The following is a 20,233-nucleotide window of genomic DNA, read 5'->3' as shown; positions in this document are numbered from 1 at the left end:
GCAGGCACTTTTTCAAATTGATAAATTAACAGGCGATCGACATCCAAAAAATCTCGCACTCTCGAAACTGCTTTTGACAAAATGACAGGCAATTCCAAAGTCTGGCGGATTTGAGTTGTCACCTGATTCAGAAGTCGCTCTTGTGCGAGCTGTTGCTGCAAAGCATCTTCCACTGGCTGACAAAATGGAATGCAGGAAGTGGGAATTTCTGCGCGAGCGACTGCTTCGGCAATATCGTGCTGTAGCGTTTCGGGAGCGATCGGTTTTGGCGCAGAATTTTCCTCTAGTTCTGTTTGGGTATGTAGGGGCTGGCGACTGTTTTTGCTGGCATCGATTGCGAGAATATCCAGCAAATTTAGGGTAAATTCGCTTTGAATAACTGCCGAGTTGGGCTGTATATTTTTTATTGCTTGTTTGAGGGCGCGAAGGTCAATTTTTCTCTTGGTTGCGGGGGTTATTTCGGCAATTTTTTCGGCGAGGGGAGAGAGGAAATTGGCGATCGCCCTTGGCTCGAAGGTCAATTCCACATTTAATTGCGAATAGATATCTTTTTCGCTGTGTTTGTGTTTGTTTGTTGCCAGATTATCTAATAGCTTGCCCCGCAGCAGCGCGCTAAACCGATCTGATACCACTGCTGCAAACCTTTCCGACGAGTTGTCCCCATTTTCAGCATCCGCGATCGCATCGTCGGCCAGCCAAATCGCCCCAGGGAGTTCAGCCATTTGCTGTAACAACTGGTAAGCAGCCTCAAAGGTTGCTAGCGGCAAAGTTCGATTTAAGCTTTTTGGTTTCAATCTAGGTATTTTTCCGGTTGTTTTCAAGAACACAAAATCGAGACCGATGTTTTAGGGACGAAACCGGGGCGCAGCAAAGGCGATCGCTCCCAAAGACTTGAGATCGAAGTAATCTGAAGGCAGGCTCTCGTCAGGCCCGCGAGTGGGAGAGGACATTGCTCCCTATAGTTGTGATTACTTTAAACAATCTTATTCCAGTATAATATCAATATATAATTTGTTAACTTCTACTTAACACTATCCGGGTAAATGAGCAATCCAACTCAACTCACCCCCGATTTCACGATCGGACATCTGCCGTCTCACCACTTCCAAGTGAGTGCTGCAACTCCAGGACAGGTAGTGGCTGAAAAATTCGAGCAAGAACCCGACCTGCCGGGAGTCATTATTACTCACGAATCACAGGTTTTGGGCATGATTTCTCGCGTCAAATTTCGAGAGCAAATGATTCTTCCCGATCGCGCAGAATTTTACGGGCAGCACCCGATTCGCTCCTTGTTAGATTTTATTAGAATTCCACCTTTAATGATGGAGGAAAACTGGAAAATTGACGATGCCGTGCAAGCATCTCTCAACAGGCAGAAAGACTTGATATACGAACCAATTATTGTGGTAATGGAAAACCACAGCCTCCGCATTTTGGACGTTCAAACTCTGGTCGCCGCCCAATCAAAACATTTAGCGCAAGCTTACAAAATTATTCAAAAATACCGAATAGAAAGACAAAAACATCTGGTGATAATTCAAAAAGAACAGGAAAAAGTTCGCGAATACCGCGAACTTTTAAAATCCCAAGTTATTCAATCAGAAAAATCGCAGAACACTCCGAGTTTCCAGGAAGTGGCACTCGTCAAACAAGCCGAACAAATTGCTGAAATGAATCAGCGATTTGTGAGGATTGCAAAGCTGATTTCCTCCGAAGGTCGCCAAGCATTTCAAGCTACTTTTCAAGGTGCTAATTCTATTTGCAACAATACAGATAAAATTTTGGGGGTTGGCAAAGCAATAGCTAACGATTTAGAAACGGTTAACCGCACTTCTCGAACTATCCGGGAGGCGATCGAACAAGTCAGGCATTTAGCAGTACAGGTGGCTGTAGTTACCAATCAAATGGGAAGCCAGCCCAGCGGTCTGAGCCAAGTGAGTCTGGAAATTGGCAGGCTGGCAAGTAAAACCTTTGAATTGGGGACTCAAATGGAGCAAATTGCCAGCCGGTTCAAACTGCGGGTTCACGAGCTCACAGAGGCTGCAAGAGCGGGTGCTAATGTGGCTAAATCCGTGACCATCAAGATCGATCGCGCGGAAATGGCGCTGTTAGAGTTAGAGGAATTAATATCGGAGAAAGATTTCAACTCAGTTCCACTGGAAGTCCAAAAAAGTGTTAGCGCCCATTCTTTAGTTAAAGACATAGAACACGCAGAAGTGGCGGTTTCTGAGTTGGAGGATATAGTTAAACAGCAAAATTCATCGCAATATCTGATCGAAAAAATTCAGCAGGCGCTGAAGTCAAAAAAACCATGAAATTCCACTGCGAATTCGATTAAATAGCTGGATATAGCATTTCGAGTTCTCATATAGGTGCTGTCGGGTTCCGCGTCCCGCGCAGGGCATAGGGCATAGGGCATAGGGCATAGGGCATTGGGCGGAGCGAAGCGGAGGGATAGGGCATAGGGCATAGGACACAGGGCTTGAGAACTGCTATAGATAAATAACAAAGATAAAAATATTGATTGACTGTTTCACTATTTCAATAATGCTATTTATTTTACTGAAGCTAGTAAAGATTAAACATTGTTTTTGCGGTTGTTGCCGGCAAGGCGCATTCAAGGGAAAAACCCGGTTTATCGCCTTGGAGTCTAACCAAAGAGCGGGCTGCAACGCGCGTATTTTAGTCGCTCTTTTCCCGGTTGGCGATCGCCCCAGCGTTATTGCTGCTAAATTAGAGTTGAGAAAGGCTGTGTAAATCCGAGATACCGATAAAAAATATTACAAGAACTGGTTAATTAACAGGTGAAAATTATGAAAATTCTGCTAGTAGAAGATGATACTATCGCAGTCAATTTGCTTACTCAATTGCTGAATTCTCACAATTATAATGTGAATGCGGCAGCCGACGGCGAAACAGCCTTGCAGTTGGCAGAGGCCTACGATTACGACTTGATTGTTTTGGATGTGCTGATTCCTAAACTCGACGGCATTAGTTTGTGTCGGAAATTGCGATCGTCCGGCTGCAAAATGCCGATTTTACTGCTGACAGCGCTAGACAGCAGCAGCAATTTAGTCGAAGGTTTAGAAGCCGGTGCAGACGATTATGTGGTCAAACCCTTCAATCTAGAAGAATTAATTGCTCGAATTCGGGCTTTGCTGCGCCGGGGAAAGGCAAGTTTGTCGAGTACAATTTTGACTTGGGAAAAACTGCAACTCAACCCGGACACTACGGAAGTAACTTATGCCCAAAAAGTGCTGCATTTGACTCCCAAAGAGTACAATATGCTGGAACTTTTCCTGAGAAATCCCCGGCGCATTTTCAGCCGCAGCGCCATTCTCGATCGCATTTGGTCGGCGGGCGAATTTCCTCAAGAAGAAGCCGTTACCGCTCACATCAAGGGGTTGCGGCACAAGCTCAAAGGAGCCGGGATGACTGTAGATTTAGTGGAAACCGTGTACGGATTGGGCTACCGGCTCAAAAGTCTGCCGGAGGATATTGAGAACCCAAAAGCGGCGCGGGAAACGGCAGAAACTAGATCTGAATCCAGCGGGTCGATCCTGGAATTAAACAATGAAGAGCGCCGCCTCAAAGTCCTGACTGTAGTTGCAGAAATTCGGGGCAAGTTAAGAGCTAATTTTATCGAAAAGGTGGCAATATTCGATCGCGCGATCGCTCAAATCAAAACCGGAACCCTGGAGGGCGAACTGCGGCGGGAAGCTCAGGGGGAAGCTCACAAATTAGTCGGTTCTTTGGGAACTCTAGGGCTGCCGAAAGGTTCGGAAGCCGCGCGCAATATCGAACATTTGCTCGGTGCTGAAAACGTCTTGAAACCGGGGAATGCTCAGAAAATTGAGGAATTTCTGGATTTGCTCAAACAAATCTTAGATCGCCCGCCGGAACCTGAAAGCGATTTGGTCGATCGGGTTTCCCAGCAGCGCCGGATGCTGATCGTTGATGATGATAATGTTCAGATCGAGCAACTGAAAATAGCAGCAGCCGGTTCCGGCTTCCAGATAGAAGTTGCCAACTCTGGACAAGCGGCAAGAAGTGCGATTTCTCAACAGCCTCCCGACGCGATTTTGCTGGATTTGACTTTTTCCAAAGTTCAAGAAAACGGAATTACTCTGCTAGCCGAGATCCTCCGTGAAAAACCAGATATTCCGGTGATGGTTTTGAGCGCGAACAATCAATTGAGCGATCGAATTGAAGTTGCTCGTTTGGGAGCTTCCGGCTTTTTGCACAAATCGATCGCCCCAGCAGATATACTCAAAGCAGTCAATCAGGTTCTAGACCAGAAAGACCCTGCTGGTGAAGCTAAAGTTATGGTGGTAGACGATGACGTGCATCTATTGGCTGCACTGAAAATGATTCTGCAACCTTGGGGTTTTCAAGTAACAACATTGGATGAACCCGAAAAATTCTGGGAGGTACTCGAAACCATTTGTCCCGATTTGCTAATTTTAGATGTGCAGATGCCCGGTTACAGCGGTATCGAGCTGTGTTTGGCGGTGCGGAACGATTTGCGCTGGAGCAAGCTCCCCATCTTGTTTTTGACGGCTCATTCCGAGTCGGAAATAGTGCGCCAAATGTTTGTTGCGGGTGCTGACGATTACGTTAACAAGCCGATCGTGGAACCGGAATTGATTGCTCGCATCCTGAATCGTTTGGAGCGGGTTCAACTCAGGCACAGACTGGCTCAGACGCAGCGCTAAGCAACGGCGCGGGGGTAGGCACGGGGCACTACCCCTACATATTTGTACAACTGATGCGAGGATTGCTGTAGGGGTTGGGCACTCCTAGGGTGTGTTTTCAAACTACTGATTATGAACCCAATCTCTCAAAGAACCCCCCCTCGCATCACCCTTAAAAAGACCCACTTTGAGACTCTTTCTCCCCCCTTATTAAGGGGGGCCGGGGGGGATCTTAGAGGCAAGAAAACACGCCCTAGCCCGCTAGTGAAACCAAAATTGCCCGATCGGCAAAAACACAGGCTAATTTAAAAAAGTATTTACAACCACACGAAAGCAATGGTATTACCATCAGAAACAGCTTCTCTCAATGACAGCGACGGCGAATTAATTTACGCCCCAGGTTCCATTCAACCTCACGGCATATTGTTGGTACTGGAATCTCCTGCGTTGAAAATTTTGCAAGTTAGCAACAATATTTTTGAGGCTCTAGGCATTTACCCGGAAGCACTTTTGGGCAAGTTTTTACAGGAATTTGTTGAGAGCGAGGAAATTGAGGCTATTGAAAAAGTTTTAGTGGAAAACTGCGATCGACCTCATCACATTAGCTTGTCATTCACAAGTCAAAATCGCAAGTTTGTTTTTGAGGGAACGCTGCATCCGTCGAGTTCAGTATTAATTGTGGAACTAGAGCAGGCTGTGGAGCTAAAAGCTAGCGATTGTTTCACTTCTGATGATTTGGTTCAAGAGCCGATCGACAAAATCCACAACACGCCAAACCTGCAAATGCTGTGTCAGACAGCAGTTGAAGAAGTGCGGAGGGCGATCGGCTTCGATCGGGCGATCGTCTATCAATTTGATGCCACCGGTGCCGGGAAAGTCGTCGCCGAAGACAAAATAGAAAGTTTGGCTCCTTTATTGGGACTGCACTATCCGGCTACAGATATTCCCCCGCAGGCAAGAATCCTGTTCAGCATGAATTTAATTCGGTTTATTCCCGACCTTCACTATCAGCCCGTACAACTAATTCCTCACAGCAATCCGCTGACCGGTCGCCCCCTGGATCTGGGCTGCTCCTGGTTGAGAACAGTTTCCCCTTGCCACGTTCAATATCTCAAAAATATGAACATTGGCGCTAGCATGACAGTGACATTAATGAAAGACAAAAAACTCTGGGGATTGATCGCTTGTCACCACCAAACACCAAAGTATGTCAACTACAAAACAAGAACGGCTTGCGAATTGCTAGCAAAGTTTGTGAATCTAGAACTCAACTACAAACAAGATAGCGAAGACCGGGAATATGCAAGTTATTTAAAACAGATTTCCCATAAATTAATCGCGGAAATTTCTGAAAAAAACTGCTTTGTAGAAGGTTTGCTTAAATACCGAGATGAATTTCTGGCATTGGTGGGTGCTACTGGTGGAGTTGTGTGTGCCAATCAAAATACAATCGCGCTCGGCACTGCGCCGGAATTGGCAGAAATCGAAAAGTTAATTGCTTGGATAAAAACTCAAAAGAATAATGATGTTTTTCAGACAGATTGTCTTTCAAAACTGTATCCGCCCGCCGATAAGTTTAAAGAATTAGCTAGCGGTTTGCTGGTGCTGGTTTTGTCCGAGATGGAAAATTCTTACATTTTGTGGTTCCGTCCCGAAGCAATTCAAACTGTCAACTGGGCAGGTCAACCAGACTGGCCAATTAAATTTAAGCCGGACGGCAGCCCGTTGATGTCTCCTCGCACTTCCTTTGATTTGTGGCAAGAAACTGTGAGGTTAAAATCTTTGCCTTGGCAGCAGTGCGAAATTGAAATTGCGCGAGAACTGCGAGTGGCGATTGCTAGTATGCAGTTGCGGAAAATCAACCAGCAGCTAAACTTAGCTTTGTCGGCTACCAAAATCGGATTTTGGGACTGGGACGTGCAGAACAATCGCATTGTTTGGTCGAGGGAACACGAAGAGTTGTTCGGGTTGGCCCCTGGAACTTTTGCGGGAGATTATCAAAGTTTTGCAGCCTGCGTTTGCCCAGAAGATTTAGAAAGTTTGGAGAATGCTGTGAATCAGGCGCGAGTGCAGCGGGCAGATTTCTGTCACGAACACCGCGTGATTTGGCCTGATGGCAGCATTCACTGGATTGAGGGGAAAGGTAAGTTTTTTTACAGCGAAACGGGCGATGCAGTGCGGATGGTGGGGACTGTTAGAGAAATTACCGATCGCAAAGCTGGAGAATTACAGTTGCGGCTGCTGGAATCAGCAGTCACCACGACTAACGACGCGGTGTTAATTACCGAAGCTGAACCGATTGGCGAACCGGGCCCGCGAATTGTTTATGTCAACCCAGCTTTCACGCGGATGACTGGCTATACGCTAGAAGAAGTTTTGGGCAAAACGCCGCGCATCTTGCAAGGAGAAAAAACAGATAGAGCAAGTCTAGATAGCATTCGGACAGCTTTGAAAAATTGGCAGCCGGTGCGGGTTGAGTTGATAAATTACCGCAAAGACGGGACGGAATTTTGGGTAGAATTGAGTATTGTTCCCATAACCAACGAAAAAGGTGGGTTTACCCATTGGGTTGCCGTGCAGCGCGACATTAGCGATGCCGTGGCGGCAGCTACGCAACGAAAACTTGCTGAAGTCACCCTCCAACAGCTCAACGAACGGTTAGAAATGCGAGTTTTGCAGCGAACCAGAGAACTAGATTTTTCTCAAGCAGAACTCCAGGAAAGCGAAGCTTTATTTCGCTCTTTGAGCGAGAGTTCCCCCGTCGGCATTTTCAAAATCGATGCTGGGGGGAAATGTACCTATACAAATCCGCGCTGTCAAGCAATTGGCGGCTTCACCGCAGCAGAAGCTTTAGGAAACGGCTGGATGCGGTTTGTTCACCCGGAAGACATTAAACTAATTCGGTCTGAGTGGTCGGAATCGCGATCGCTAGACGGGGAATTTTCCTGCGAATTTCGCCACATCCAGCCCGACGGAACAATCAGGTTTTGCCGGCTAAAAACAGCTCCGATTTTTTCCGACCGAAATCAACTAATCGGTCACGTCGGCACAGTCACAGATATCACAGAAAGTCGGGCAATTGAAAAAATGAAAAATGAGTTTATTTCGATTGTCAGTCACGAACTGCGAACGCCGCTTACTTCAATTCGCGGTTCTTTAGGTTTGCTGGCGGCTGGGGTGCTCAAAGATCGACCGGAAACTGCCGAAAAGATGTTAGAAATCGCGTCTGGTCAGAGCGAACGCTTAGTGCGTTTGGTTAACGATATTCTCGATTTAGAGCGGCTCGAATCGAGCCAAATTACGATCGTCAAGCAGTGGTGCGACGCGCAGGTTTTGATGGAGAAGTCTGCGGAAGCTGTGCTGTCTGTGGCTGCTGAAAATGAGATTAATTTGTCGGTTTTGCCCTCTTCTGCACAAGTTTGGGCTGACCCGGACAGGATCGTTCAAATGCTGATAAATTTGTTGAGCAATGCGATTAAATTTTCGGCTCCGGGGTGTACAGTAACTGTCAGGGTTGAAGATTTGGGCGATTCCCTGCGGGATAGCTGCGCTTCACGGGTTTTATTTGAAGTTAAAGATCGGGGTCGGGGAATTCCTGCTGATAAACTAGAAACTATCTTTGGACGGTTTCAACAGGTGGATGCTTCTGACTCCCGCCAAAAAGGAGGTACGGGTTTGGGTTTGGCTATCTGTCGCAGCATTGTGCAGCAGCACGGCGGCAGAATTTGGGCCGAAAGTGTTGTCTCTGAAGGCAGCAGTTTCTATTTCACCGTACCTGCACCGCTTGCAGGCGAAGGGGAAAAAAGTTAGCTAACAATCTCGGAAAAAAGCGACAATATCAAGGCAAAACCCGCTCAAATCGCGGTAATTTCCTGGCAAAAATCACGCGATTATGTTAATAAATCGGGTTTCTGCGTCCAGGAAAATCCTAATTCGGCTGTTTTCAGAATTTCCTCATTTTTTTGATTTAGCTTTGAGATCGATCGGGTGATTGGTTACTTCAAACCCAGATTCCCCTGAAATTCCACAGATCACCTCGGGGAATCGGGTTTTTTTGTGGCGCATAAAGTCGATCGCCAGCAACTACAGTATTTATCAACTGTCTTGAAATTACGGAGACTTGTCGGGTTCGATCGGGCTTTTTCACCAATAATCTAGAATGCAGCGAATTTTTTTGGTAAAAAACCCAGTTTCTGCCTAGGATCATCTCATATTTGCAAAAACACTTCTTCTAACTCCTTGTTTCTTCCTTTTTCCTTCTGCCGAGTGCCTCAAAACTCCAATTTATAGCTTGGCCCTAAAAGTGAGATGCTCGCTTCTACCTAAGTGCTGTAGTGCCTGCTCCGGCAAAAGCATATTCATCAAAAAAAATGATAATCTTCATAATTTTCTCAGATTTTTTAGATATTGTTTGTTCTAGGTTGTTCGGTTAAAGGTCGCACTTTTAGCAGCATCCCGCTGCTGCAGAACAAGCCTGTTGTCAGGGGGGGGTTCGGCTGTGTGGCGGTACTTTCGATTAACTGCCGCGACAGCACAACAAACCTAAATAAGTCAGGAGTTGGGCCCGGCAAAATGCCCCCCGCTAAGTCTGAGCAAGTTTTTTAAAGATTCGTTGGAGATTTTTCAAATGTCCGATCGGCTATCTTATCAAGGTAACAGCCAGCTTCTGTGCTATGGGAGCCAATGTTACCAACCAAATTCAGGTGGTTCGGATTGGAAACATTGCTAATTGGTATTTTGAAAGAGTGGTGTTTCCGGGACAGCGACTGATGTTTGAAGCTGCGACAGAAGCAGTCTTAGAAATTCACACTGGCACGGTGGCAAGTGCTATTTTATCGGACAAGATTCCGTGCTACGTGCTGCGGGTGATAGAAGAGGTAAGTTGCGAGTTCGATCTGGTTCCCACAAAAAAGTGCGGTATTAGCCTGCTAAATTTTAGGAAAAATCAGAGCAATTCGACTGGCGCAACAAAGATATTAGTTAAGTAGTATTTGGGGACAGGGAAAGGGAAAATGCAGAAAAATCTTGTGAATATTACCTTGGCTTTAGTCACGGAGGAAGTAGAAATTATCTTGGGGCATTATCCCAAATATCCGTACCAAGAAGCTTTTTCGTCCTGGGGCTTGCGGCAGGATTTGATTGCTTACGTGCTGAGCCGAGTTCCTAATAAATATATTGCGATCGATTCCGGTGAGTCTCTCAACCAAAAAGTGCAGATTCGCTGTTCTTCAGAGCAGTTGCTGCATATAGAAAATTTGATTCATACTGGGATTTGCGACTTGCTGTACAGCTATCAGAAGATAGATTGCGGCGTTTGGGAACAAGTGAAATCCCCTGAGAGAGTTGCTAGTTGGTTTGGATAGTTTGCTGTCAATTAGGGAGATGCCGAGCCGACGGTCGGCACTCTCGTCGGTTGGGCGATCGAGCTAGTAGAATTGTCTAAAGCTCGATCGCGATTAATATTGTTTCCAGTGGCATCGGAATCATAAAATAGAGTCAACAGTTAACGCTCAACCGTTCAGTTTTTCGACCCGCCCGTCAACAGTCAACAGTCAACAGTCAACAGTCAACAATTCCGGTATGAGTGCAACCGGAATTGATATAACACTGTTGGTAATCACCGCAGCCTTCGCAGGGGCCGTTGGGGTTGACAGCACAGCGGAGAATTTCCGATCGAGCGTTAAAGCGGCAGCTAGCATCTCCGACAACCCAGATGCCGCTGACAAATGTTCTTTCCGTCGGCGGCGCGACAGACTGCACGTACAGGGCAATTTTTTGCAGTTGGTAGCGGCCGGATTTGAGTTGATAGCGGTGGTGGCGTTCCAAAACAGCATAGGTTTGTTCCTCGAAATCTAGATAGTTTCCCGGTTGCGGTGTCCAATCGAGCCGAATGCTGCCTAAAGATTGGCGGGGGTGAGATAGAATTAATTCTACTGGTAAAGTATTTTGTTCCATGTGGCGGTGTGGCAAGCTACTATAGCCTTTCTCAAGCGTGGTGAGGTACGACTGGGCATAGGGCATAGGCCAAACCGGGCATAGGGCATAGGGCATAGGGCACTTGCCCGAAGAGCGAAGTCGAAGGGTGGGCATAGACCATACCTCATCTTTCTGAGAACCGCTATATACGCTGATTGTATCGCACTCATGTCGTTTCCGGTTGCATCGGAATGAATTTAACCGCAGAGAACGCAGAGGACACAGAGAGAGAAGAAAGATGTATGATTCCGATGCTGACGGAATTGATATCACTTAGGTGCTCGCAGGCTTTCAATGCAAAATACAGATGCTCCCGATGAGGACGGTCATCCTGACTGGGAACAAAACCGGATTTTATACTATCAAAATTCCCCAAAATATGCCATTCCTTCCATGATTCCCCAAGCGCAAGCAGAAGCAGCTAAATAATGGTTTTTACTGCCGCATTCGCGATGCCATGCTAAGAGTTCGGACTTAGAGTTAGCGACGATTACTCCCCGAACATCTTGTTCAAACATACTGATATCGTTGCCAGAATCGCCGCAGACTAATGTTAACTCAGATGGAATTTGCAGGCGCTTTTGTAAATAAGTCAAGGCATTACCTTTATTGCTGGTTTTCGGTAAAATATCTACATCGCGATTGCTGCTAAAAATGATTTGACCTGCCAGTCCCGATGCAGTTAATTTTTGTTGCAATGCCTGGACAATTGAGCTGTTTTCTGCTGCTGGTTCCAGACAATAACTGCTTTTCCAAGGATTTTGTGCTTGTGGGGGTTGGGGTTTGAGCTGCTTAAACTGCTGAGCTAAAGAGGCGATCGCCATTTTATCCCAATTTTGAGAAAGATATTGGGCCCAATCTAAATCCTGGGTTCCGTCTCGATAAATTTCGCTACCTACACCTGCAATCAAATAGTCCGGCGCTAGCAGTTGTTTTTGGGCAATTAATTCGCCAGTTGAAGCCTGAGAACGCCCGGTAGCGTAAACCAAACAAATTTGCGATCGCATTGATTGCAAGCGCTGGTTGAAAATTTGAGTTGCTTCGTCATCTCCGACTAGCGTGTTGTCTAAGTCTGTAACTAACAAAAACTTCATTTTGGGAATAAATCAGTAGTCATCAGTGATTAACGAGCGATTGCTTCCTCAAATAATTTTAACTATTTATAAGAATTTGTTAAACAAAATACATTTATAAGCAATCCGATCGTTTAAGATTGGCCAAATTTAATTTGCAACAAGTGGTGTGAGTGTTTTGGTGAATAATTCAACCTCCGTTAAAGCTTTTTGGCTGTCTTTCTTGATTTCTGGTGCGGCGGTGCCTTTGGGGTCGATCGCAGCCATAGCTCAAGTTCAGGATAGCTCAACTCCAGAAGTTGCGCTAGAGGCGAGTGCTGTCCCTGCTGCTACCGCAGATGCAGCGCTGGCTGCTGCGTCTATTGAAATGCCTCAGTTAGCAGAGACTAACTCAGCAGATACAGATGCAGCAACGGTCGATCGTACTTTACCCGAAACAGATACAGATGCAGCAACGGTCGATCGTACTTTACCCGAAACTGATGCAGCAACGGTCGATCGTACTTTACCCGAAACTGATATAGCAACGGTCGATCGTACTTTACCCGAAACTGATGCAGCAACGGTCGATCGTACTTTACCCGAAACTGATGCAGCAACGGTCGATCGTACAGCAACCGCCCCACAAATAACGCAGGCAATTCGCCAATTACCCCCACAGGAGTTAGAAATTGCCAACACTCCTGCATCTCAAAATGTTGCTGAAGCCAGCAAAATTGCCGATATCAGCAGCGATAGCAGCACCGCTGAAGACCTCAGCATACAAGAAGACGCAGCACAAGTCACCTCTGTTTCCCAACTCTCCGACGTGCGCCCTACAGACTGGGCATTTCAAGCCCTGCAATCTCTCGTAGAAAGATACGGCTGCATTGCGGGATATCCAGACGGCACATTCCGAGGCAATCGGGCAATGACTCGCTACGAATTCGCCGCCGGATTAAACGCTTGCTTGGATCAAATTACCAAACAAATTAGCGGTTCCACTGGCAATTTAGTCAGCCGAGAAGATTTAGCATCTCTGCAAAGATTGCAAGAAGAATTTGCAGCAGAATTAGCTACATTGCGCGGTCGAGTAGATGCTTTAGAAGCTCGCACTGCTGAATTGGAAGCCAACCAATTTTCAACTACCACTAAACTTAACGCCTTTGCTTGGTTTAACCTGACTGGAGCTTTTGCGGGCGAGCGAGTCCGAGTTGAAGCAACAAATGGAAAAGCTGCTCCCTTAGATCGAGTACCCGGACGCGATCCAGTTACTAACAGACCGATCGTGCAGAAAGTTGACGACGATCCAGAAATCACTTTCAGCCAGTTAGTTTGGTTGACCCTCACTACTTCTTTTACAGGGAAAGACCAATTGATTACACAGCTAGCTGTAGGCAACGGAAATTCACCAGCCAATCAGTATACTTCTGCGGGTTTGTTCAATACCTTTGGCACTCCTTTTCTCGACCAAACTGCTGGGGTAAATCCCAATGAAGTTATCCTGCGGGAACTTTCTTATCGGTTTCCGGTTAGCAACAGCTTGCAAGTAGTAATCGGGCCGAGAATTAATTTCTACCGCTATTTTGACAACAATAACTTTAACTTTTTCGTGGACGGTGCGAGCAGCTTTAATTCTAACAACAGCCCTTTGTTAAGCGCTACCAGACGCGGTGCCGGTGCTTTGGTTTTGTGGGATATCAGCCGCCGATTGAAACTGCGTTTGGGTTATTTGGGCGAGAGTACGGAATTTTTGCCCACTTCGGTGTTTAATTCGGCTTCCAATCCGTCTCAAGGCTTGTTTGGCGGGACGAATACGAGTACAGCCGAACTAACATTCAGTCCTAGCAATCGGGCAAATTTGCGGTTTCTGTACAGCCGTTCCAACATCCAGCAAATTGGCGGGCTAATTGGATCGCCTAATAGCAAGCCGATTAACGGTTTAGCAGATGACGGTTTCGGCGGCCGTCTGGGCAATGCTACTGCGAATACTTTTAGCTTTAATTTCGATTGGTCTGTCAGCCGCCGTTTCGGTCTTTTCGGTCGCTACGGCTACGCCGAAACTAATATATTTCCCAAGACTAACAGACCGGACGGCAAGATCGAAACTCAATCTTATCAGTTAGGATTTGCACTTCCCGATTTCTTGAAAAAAGGAGCCCAGTTTACGCTGTCATTTTTAGTACCTTTTGATGTTACTGGCGGTCGGAGGTTTCTGGTTTCGGGCGGGGGAAATGGTGGCAAGCAGTACGAAATTGAGGCAACTTATTATTTGCCTCTCACCGACCATATTTCGATTGTGCCAGCATTTTATGCGATCGGCAACGCCAATAATTTCGATAACAACCCGACAATTTTTGTAGGTAATTTGCGGACGCAGTTTAGTTTTTAACTCAATTAGGACTTAGTTCAACCTAATTGTATTTTTCAGTTGAGTCAGGTACACATTAATTATGGGTAATGGGGTGCTAACTGGAGAGTACCTGACTCGTATCAAATCTGTGAACATCGGAATTATATCAAATCCGGTAGCATCGTCCTGTATTCATATCTCTATTCTCTCTCTGTGTCCTCTGTGTTCTCTGCGGTTAAATCATTCCGATGCAACCGGAAACGATATAACGCAGATGAATTAGAGCGATTTTGTTGACTGTTGACTGTTGACTGTTGACTGTTGACTGTTGACTGTTGTTGTGCATCTGCGTTGATCGGCGTCTATCCACTGTCATCTGCGGTGAGAAATTTTCTTTTTTTTAACCGCAGATGGAGGCAGATTAACACAGATTAACGCAGATTAATTATATCGTTTTTGTTGACGGCTGACTAATGACTAATGACTACTGACTGCTGACTACTGAATTAATTGAGATGATATCCCGATCGGCGGAGTCCTGATGTCAGCGAATTGGAATCTCGATGATAAATTCGGTACCTTTACCGGGTGCCGAGAGGCAGTGCAATTTGCCGTTATGTTTTTCAACGACAATTTGGTGCGAAATTGATAAACCTAAGCCGGTGCCTTTACCTACGGGTTTTGTGGTATAAAACGGATCAAACAAACGCACAATGTTATCTTCGGGAATGCCGGGGCCGTTGTCTTTAATCCGAATGCGAATGCTTTTGTTATCAATTGTTTCTGTTTTAATTGCGATCGTAGGAAAGCTAGAATCAGCGGTGTTTTTTCCTGGGCTGCTGCTTTCTTCTAATGCGTCCATTGCATTTGCCAATACATTCATGAATACCTGATTTAATAGTCCGGGATGACATTCTATTTCCGGCAGTTCTCCGTATTCTTTAATCACTTCAATGCCTTGCCAGTGGGCTTTGGCTTTCAGCCTGCTGTTCAACATTAACAAGGTACTGTCTAAACCTTCGTGAATGTCGGCAGACTTGATTTTTGCTTCGTCTGCCCTGGAAAAATTGCGGAGAGTTTGAATGATTTCTACAATGCGATCGCATCCTGTGTGCATCGAATTGAGCAATTTTGGCAAGTCTTTTGCGAGAAATTCTATGTCTATATCTTCGGCTTGTTGCTGAATTTTTGCTGGGGGATTTGGGTATTCTTGTCGATACACTTGCACGATATCTAACAAGTCGAGAACGTAGTCGCGGACGTGGCAGAGGTTGCCGGCGACAAAGCCCACTGGGTTGTTGATTTCGTGGGCAATTCCTGCTAGGACTTGTCCGAGGGAAGACATTTTTTCGGTTTGGACTAACTGCATTTGAGTTTGCTGCAAATTGTGCAAAGCTGTTTGCAGTTCTTGGGATTTTTGCCGATCGCGCTTTGCGGAGGCGGCCCGTTCTTCCTCAACTCCGATCGCCCCTGCAATAATTCCGATCAGCTTGCAATCGGCTTTAGAAGGCGCGATCGGTTCGGTGTAGACAACGCACACCGAACCGACATAATCGTCGCCCAGCCGCACTGCTTGTCCCAGATAGCTTTGCAGTTGGTAGCGGATGACAGCGGTATCGGTTTGGCCGTAGATCGTGTTCTGCAAGTCAGGAATTGCCACAGCCCGATCGCTGGCTTTTTGGCATACGTCGGTGCAGACGTGGCCCTCGGCGCGATCGACCTCCGGGTAGTCGGGCGGCGTTTGCCAAGTTGCGATCGCGCGCAGCAGCCCGTCACCGACGTGGCTGTAGACGGCGCAGGTTCCGCCCAAAAGCTCGCCGGCTAAGGTTGTCAGGCGGTGGATATTGTCAGCAGCATCGGTGGTGAATCCCAAAAAGCACTCGTTGATTTTGCTGAGGCGGTATTCTGCTTGCCGGCGCGCCGTCATGTCGCGGGAGTTGACCACAATTCCTCTCACAGCGGGGTCTGCTAGCAGGTTAATGCCGACTCCTTCGAGAAAACACCAAGAACCGTCAACGCGCCGGAACCGACCTTCTACGGCGATCGGATCGCCTGGATTTGCGATCAGTTTTTCGCCGTCGGACATCACCGAGGGAATGTCGTCAGGGTGAATGAAATCGAGAACCATTCGATCGATGAGTTCCTCTGGTTCGTAGCCCAAAACTGTTTCTACAGAAGGGCTTTCGTAAACAATGCGGCCGCCCTCGTCGAGAATAGTAATGATGTCGGAACTGTTGAGAATCAGCGATCGCCACTTGGCCTCATTTTGCAATAAAGCTGACTGGGCTTGTTTGCGATCGGTAATATCCTCCACCATTTCCAAAATAAACTGCGGCGTTCCCTGACTGTTGTCGATGACAGAGGCGCTGAGGCGTCCCCACCTGATGCTGCCGTCAGGGCGGAGATAGCGCTTCTCGATTTGGTAAGCTTGGCGATCGCCCGCCGCCAACTCTTGGCGCAACAGGCGCGAAGCTTGTGCGTCTTCCGGGTGCACGCACTCGTCGATATCCACCCCCCGGAGTTCGGCTTCCGAGATCCCCAGCATAGCTTGAAATGCCGGATTAGTCGCGATCGCCACACCTTGGAGAGTAGCGACTGCCATGCCGATCGCACCGCGTTCAAAAATTGCGCGAAACCGCTGTTCGCTTTCGCGCAAAGCTGCTTCTGCTGCCACTTGCTGGGTGATGTCCCGCCCCGCCACTGCCATGCCTTTGCGGGAACCGTCGGGGTTGAACAGCGGCACTTTCCGCACTTCAAACAAATTGTTGCAGCCTGTAGGTAAGGGGACAATTTGGCTGGTGGAGGTAAGAGTGCCTGCTTCCCAGGTGGTTTCGTCGGTTTCCTGCCAATTTAACAGGATTTCTCTGACTCTGGGCTCGGCTGCTGCTGCGAGTTCGGCAGTCGTTTTGCCTTGGTAATCTGCGGTTTCCCAGCCCAAAAGTTTGAGGGCGCAGTCGTTAGCAATCAGCCAGCGCCCCTCGCTGTCTGTGAGGTTGATGGCATCGGGCACGGCATCGATCGCGGTTTTCAGCCAGTATTCTCGATCGCGCAGGGCTGCTTCGGCTGCTTTGCGATCGGCGATTTCGGCGACTGTTCCTTCGTAGTAAAGGAGTTTGCCTGCTTTGCTGCGGACTTCGCGCACGTTTTCCGAGATCCAGGTAGTGCTGCCGTCAGCGCGGCAGACGCAGGACTCAAACTCTTTCAGGGACGAGGTGCGGGTGATTTCGGCGATGAATTCAGCGCGTCGGGTGCGATCGGTGTAGAGGTTTTTTGCCGAACATTTTGCGATCAGTTCTGACGGGGAATCGTAGCCGTACATTCGGGCGAGTGCGGGGTTGGCGCTGAGGTAGCGCCCGTCTGGGGCGGTTTGAAATATGCCTTCGGTGGCGTTTTCAAAGATGCTGCGGTATTTTGCTTCGGCTTGTTGCAGCGCTTCTTCTGCTTGCTTGCGATCGGTGATATCAGATTGGACTCCGATGAAGTGGGTGACGGTGCCGCTGCTGTCGCGCACCGGCGAGATCGTGAGTTCGTTCCAGAAAGGGGTGCCGTTTTTGCGGTAGTTTTTCAGAACTACTTTGCAGTCGCGTTGTTCTTTCAGGGCTGCGCGGATTTTAGCGACGGCTGCGCGATCGGTATCCGGGCCTTGCAGGAAGCGGCAGTTGTGCCCGATGATTTCGCTGCTAGAGTAGCCTGTAATCCGCTCGAAAGCCGGGTTGCAGTAGACTATTGGTTGGTCTGGCCCCGTAGCGTCCGCGATCGCGATGCCGTTGCTGGTAGCTCCTAGGGCGCGATCGTACAGCCTCCATACTTCCTCTATTAAATTCGGTGCATTCCCACCAGTGCGAGTCGGCGATAGCGTTTCAGAAGCAATACTTATATTATCGATCTGCATGAGTTTTTTATAGATTGAGTTTATTGTCTGTTCCGACTGACTGCACCCCAAAGTTTAACAGAATTGCCCTATTTTTCGCAGGCAGGAGTTAGAAGGCGATCGTGCAGAATTTTGACCGTAAATCCTACTAGAGAAAAAATCTAGTCTCCCTCATTTTTCTTTTCTTCTGCCTTGAGCGTTTTGCTTTGTGCCTTCAAACAGCTCCTACCTGCTAATTTATAATATTTGTTGCTAAGATATCTCTATCTCTGGTATGGTTTGCTTGGCAGGCTTCGCGCGGCTTACCGGTTCGCGCCGCTAATTGTTTATAACGAACAAAAAAAACTCCGGTTCTCTTTAAATAGTTTTTTGTTCGTAGCTTGAACTTTTCAACGGATTTTGAAATTGCCGGTCATATCAAATCCTCTTTTCATCGGAATAGTAAATTCACTGTTAACTGTTAACTGTTGACTGTTGGCTGTTGGCTGTTAACCGTTAACCGTTAACATCATGTATGAGTGCAACCGGAATTGATATTAAGTGCTGTAATTATACCCTTTCTTAAAAAAGTGAGGTATGCCCTATGCCCTATGCCCTATGCCCTATGCCCGACAGTACCTCATCTTTCGCTTGAAAGGGTATATTTTATTTAATAAAAATGATTTAACTTCTCCTGAAACAAACCGACTCAAGATTAATTTTGAATTATCGCAGCAAGTTCCGAAATATTGTCGATCGCCAAAGTCGGTTTTAGGGCGAGACACTCAGCGCGATCGCCGTATCCGTAAGCCGCCCAACAAACATCTATCCCAGCATTTTTCGCAAACAGCAAATCAACCGCCGTATCGCCAACCATTAAAACTTGACTGTTATCCAAATCGGGGAACAGCGGTTTAATAATCGAGTGAAAAACACTCGGATTGGGTTTTTGAATAATTTGTCCGTCATCACCTACAATCAAATCAAAAAAACTGTGAATTCTCAATTTCTTTAGAAATAAATTAACAAAACCAACGTGCTTGTTGCTCAAAACTCCCAGACTCAATCCCGATTTGCTTGCCAACTGCAAAACTTGCTTGGTTCCGGGAAATAAATCGAGCTGCTTTTCACCTTCTGTCCGATAAAAAGAGCGGTAAGTTTCCACCCATTGGGGAATTGCGCTTTCTTCTATTGCCGGATGCAGGATTTTGAAACTATTTGCTAAATTTATCCCGATAGTTGCTTGAATTGTCTCTGCAGCCGGCGGCTCAATATTGAAACTTTCAAAAGTTTTGGTAAAGCAATATACAATAGCTTTGTGAGTAATTGCCAAGGTGCCGTCGAAATCGAAAATAATTAACTTGTACTGATTCATTTTCGTCAAAAAATCCTATAATTAGAATATGTGCGAATAAATCTTACCTAGGAAGGCGAGTTTTGCCGCAGTCCTAAACTCCCTTGTATTAAAGTTTACAGCCTAAACCAGCCCTTTGTTTTTTCCCTTGTGTGCTTGCTGTCAGGGTAAAATTGAGGGTATTGGCGGGGTAGTCCGGGGCGATCGAACTATTTTCTTTGTTTGAAAATTCGCCAACCTGTAGGTGTAAAATTTGGGGGGTTAAATTTTTGGGCTATAATCTATATAGAGTAAGGGTTTGATGCTCCCTCTCTGAAAAATAGGTTGGCGAAATCGCTAGGACTGTTGCTGGATAAGGATTTTAAGTTGAGGTGCGATCTATGGTATTGACAGAGCGTAAGCTGAAATGGTATTCTGTGAGGAGGTTGGCGAAACTGAACCTTGAAAACCAAATAGAGCAACGGTTTCAAACACCGGCGGCCGCAATCAACTCCACTCCCTACTAGGGATTGAAACTCTTCCTGAACGAATTGAGCTTAAAGATAAGCCGCAATCAACTCCACTCCCTACTAGGGATTGAAACGCTATTTCTAGCGTAGATTTTCCCTCAGTGTTGAGTAATTCCTGCCGCAATCAACTCCACTCCCTACTAGGGATTGAAACCTTTTATTCCCCTATACTTGACTTTATCCCCCTCTGCCGCAATCAACTCCACTCCCTACTAGGGATTGAAACGAAAGTAATTTTAAGACTCCTATAGCTTTTTGTAAAGCCGCAATCAACTCCACTCCCTACTAGGGATTGAAACAGAGTATGTCCTTTGTAGCTTATATCTTTCATGAGCCGCAATCAACTCCACTCCCTACTAGGGATTGAAACCGCTATTCTTAGTACATAAGAGAAAGACAAACGGGCCGCAATCAACTCCACTCCCTACTAGGGATTGAAACTCTT

The 20,233-nt window shown here is 46.8% G+C and carries 12 protein-coding genes, 1 pseudogene and 1 CRISPR repeat array; of the genes and pseudogenes, 6 read left to right on the top strand and 7 right to left on the bottom strand.

What is annotated here, in order from left to right; all coding sequences use genetic code 11:
- A pseudogene (locus tag WBA89_RS04105) lies at positions 1-794 on the bottom strand (hybrid sensor histidine kinase/response regulator); the annotation flags it as partial.
- 249 nt (positions 795-1,043) lie between these two features.
- On the opposite strand from WBA89_RS04105, the gene WBA89_RS04100 reads away from it, so the two are divergent.
- The 5 genes from WBA89_RS04100 to WBA89_RS04080 all read left to right on the top strand — a co-directional run bounded on the left by WBA89_RS04100 (position 1,044) and on the right by WBA89_RS04080 (position 10,057).
- Positions 1,044-2,315 (top strand): chemotaxis protein, encoded by a 1,272-nt coding sequence (locus tag WBA89_RS04100; protein ID WP_424404256.1) that lies wholly within the window; start codon positions 1,044-1,046, stop codon positions 2,313-2,315.
- A 498-nt stretch (positions 2,316-2,813) separates the two neighbouring features.
- Positions 2,814-4,715 carry a response regulator gene (locus tag WBA89_RS04095; RefSeq protein WP_424404255.1) on the top strand — a complete coding sequence of 634 codons (1,902 nt, stop codon included), beginning with the start codon at positions 2,814-2,816 and terminating at the stop codon, positions 4,713-4,715.
- Positions 4,716-5,030: 315 nt separating this feature from the next.
- Entirely contained in the window at positions 5,031-8,504 is a 3,474-nt protein-coding gene (locus WBA89_RS04090) for a PAS domain S-box protein (protein ID WP_424404254.1), read from the top strand.
- An 863-nt stretch (positions 8,505-9,367) separates the two neighbouring features.
- Complete coding sequence (locus tag WBA89_RS04085; RefSeq protein ID WP_424404253.1) at positions 9,368-9,682, top strand: DUF1830 domain-containing protein; 315 nt, start codon at positions 9,368-9,370, stop codon at positions 9,680-9,682.
- A gap of 24 nt (positions 9,683-9,706) precedes the next feature.
- On the top strand, positions 9,707-10,057 hold the full coding sequence (locus WBA89_RS04080) for a hypothetical protein (protein WP_424404252.1): 351 nt from the start codon (positions 9,707-9,709) through the stop codon (positions 10,055-10,057).
- An 11-nt stretch (positions 10,058-10,068) separates the two neighbouring features.
- Here WBA89_RS04080 and WBA89_RS04075 read toward each other — a convergent pair whose 3' ends face one another.
- The 3 genes from WBA89_RS04075 to WBA89_RS04065 all read right to left on the bottom strand — a co-directional run bounded on the left by WBA89_RS04075 (position 10,069) and on the right by WBA89_RS04065 (position 11,764).
- Positions 10,069-10,194, bottom strand: coding sequence for a hypothetical protein (locus WBA89_RS04075; protein WP_424404251.1), 126 nt, complete (start codon positions 10,192-10,194; stop codon positions 10,069-10,071).
- Positions 10,195-10,253: 59 nt separating this feature from the next.
- Positions 10,254-10,649 carry a DUF6464 family protein gene (locus WBA89_RS04070; protein WP_424404258.1) on the bottom strand — a complete coding sequence of 132 codons (396 nt, stop codon included), beginning with the start codon at positions 10,647-10,649 and terminating at the stop codon, positions 10,254-10,256.
- 383 nt (positions 10,650-11,032) lie between these two features.
- Positions 11,033-11,764, bottom strand: coding sequence for a sucrose-phosphate phosphatase (locus tag WBA89_RS04065; protein ID WP_424404250.1), 732 nt, complete (start codon positions 11,762-11,764; stop codon positions 11,033-11,035).
- Positions 11,765-11,921: 157 nt separating this feature from the next.
- Here WBA89_RS04065 and WBA89_RS04060 point away from each other — a divergent pair, with 157 nt between their 5' ends.
- A complete protein-coding gene (locus tag WBA89_RS04060) occupies positions 11,922-14,114 on the top strand; it encodes an iron uptake porin (protein ID WP_424404257.1) in 2,193 nt (730 codons plus the stop codon).
- 196 nt (positions 14,115-14,310) lie between these two features.
- Here the strand turns inward: WBA89_RS04060 and WBA89_RS04055 are convergent, their stop codons facing one another.
- The 3 genes from WBA89_RS04055 to WBA89_RS04045 form a co-directional block, all read right to left on the bottom strand.
- Positions 14,311-14,445 (bottom strand): hypothetical protein, encoded by a 135-nt coding sequence (locus tag WBA89_RS04055; RefSeq protein ID WP_424404249.1) that lies wholly within the window; start codon positions 14,443-14,445, stop codon positions 14,311-14,313.
- A 174-nt stretch (positions 14,446-14,619) separates the two neighbouring features.
- Positions 14,620-17,967, bottom strand: a complete 3,348-nt coding sequence (locus tag WBA89_RS04050) for a PAS domain S-box protein (protein WP_424404248.1) — start codon at positions 17,965-17,967, stop codon at positions 14,620-14,622.
- A 673-nt stretch (positions 17,968-18,640) separates the two neighbouring features.
- A complete protein-coding gene (locus WBA89_RS04045) occupies positions 18,641-19,300 on the bottom strand; it encodes an HAD family hydrolase (protein ID WP_424404247.1) in 660 nt (219 codons plus the stop codon).
- Between the two features lie 458 nt (positions 19,301-19,758).
- A CRISPR array of direct repeats spans positions 19,759-20,229; the repeat unit is 37 nt; unit sequence GCCGCAATCAACTCCACTCCCTACTAGGGATTGAAAC.
- Positions 20,230-20,233 lie beyond the last annotated feature (4 nt).

Origin of the sequence: Microcoleus sp., assembly GCF_049646505.1 — a bacterium.
GTDB lineage: Bacteria > Cyanobacteriota > Cyanobacteriia > Cyanobacteriales > Microcoleaceae > Microcoleus.
The sequence above is the reverse complement of the archived record's forward strand: the minus strand, read 5'-3'. Positions and strand labels throughout refer to the sequence as shown.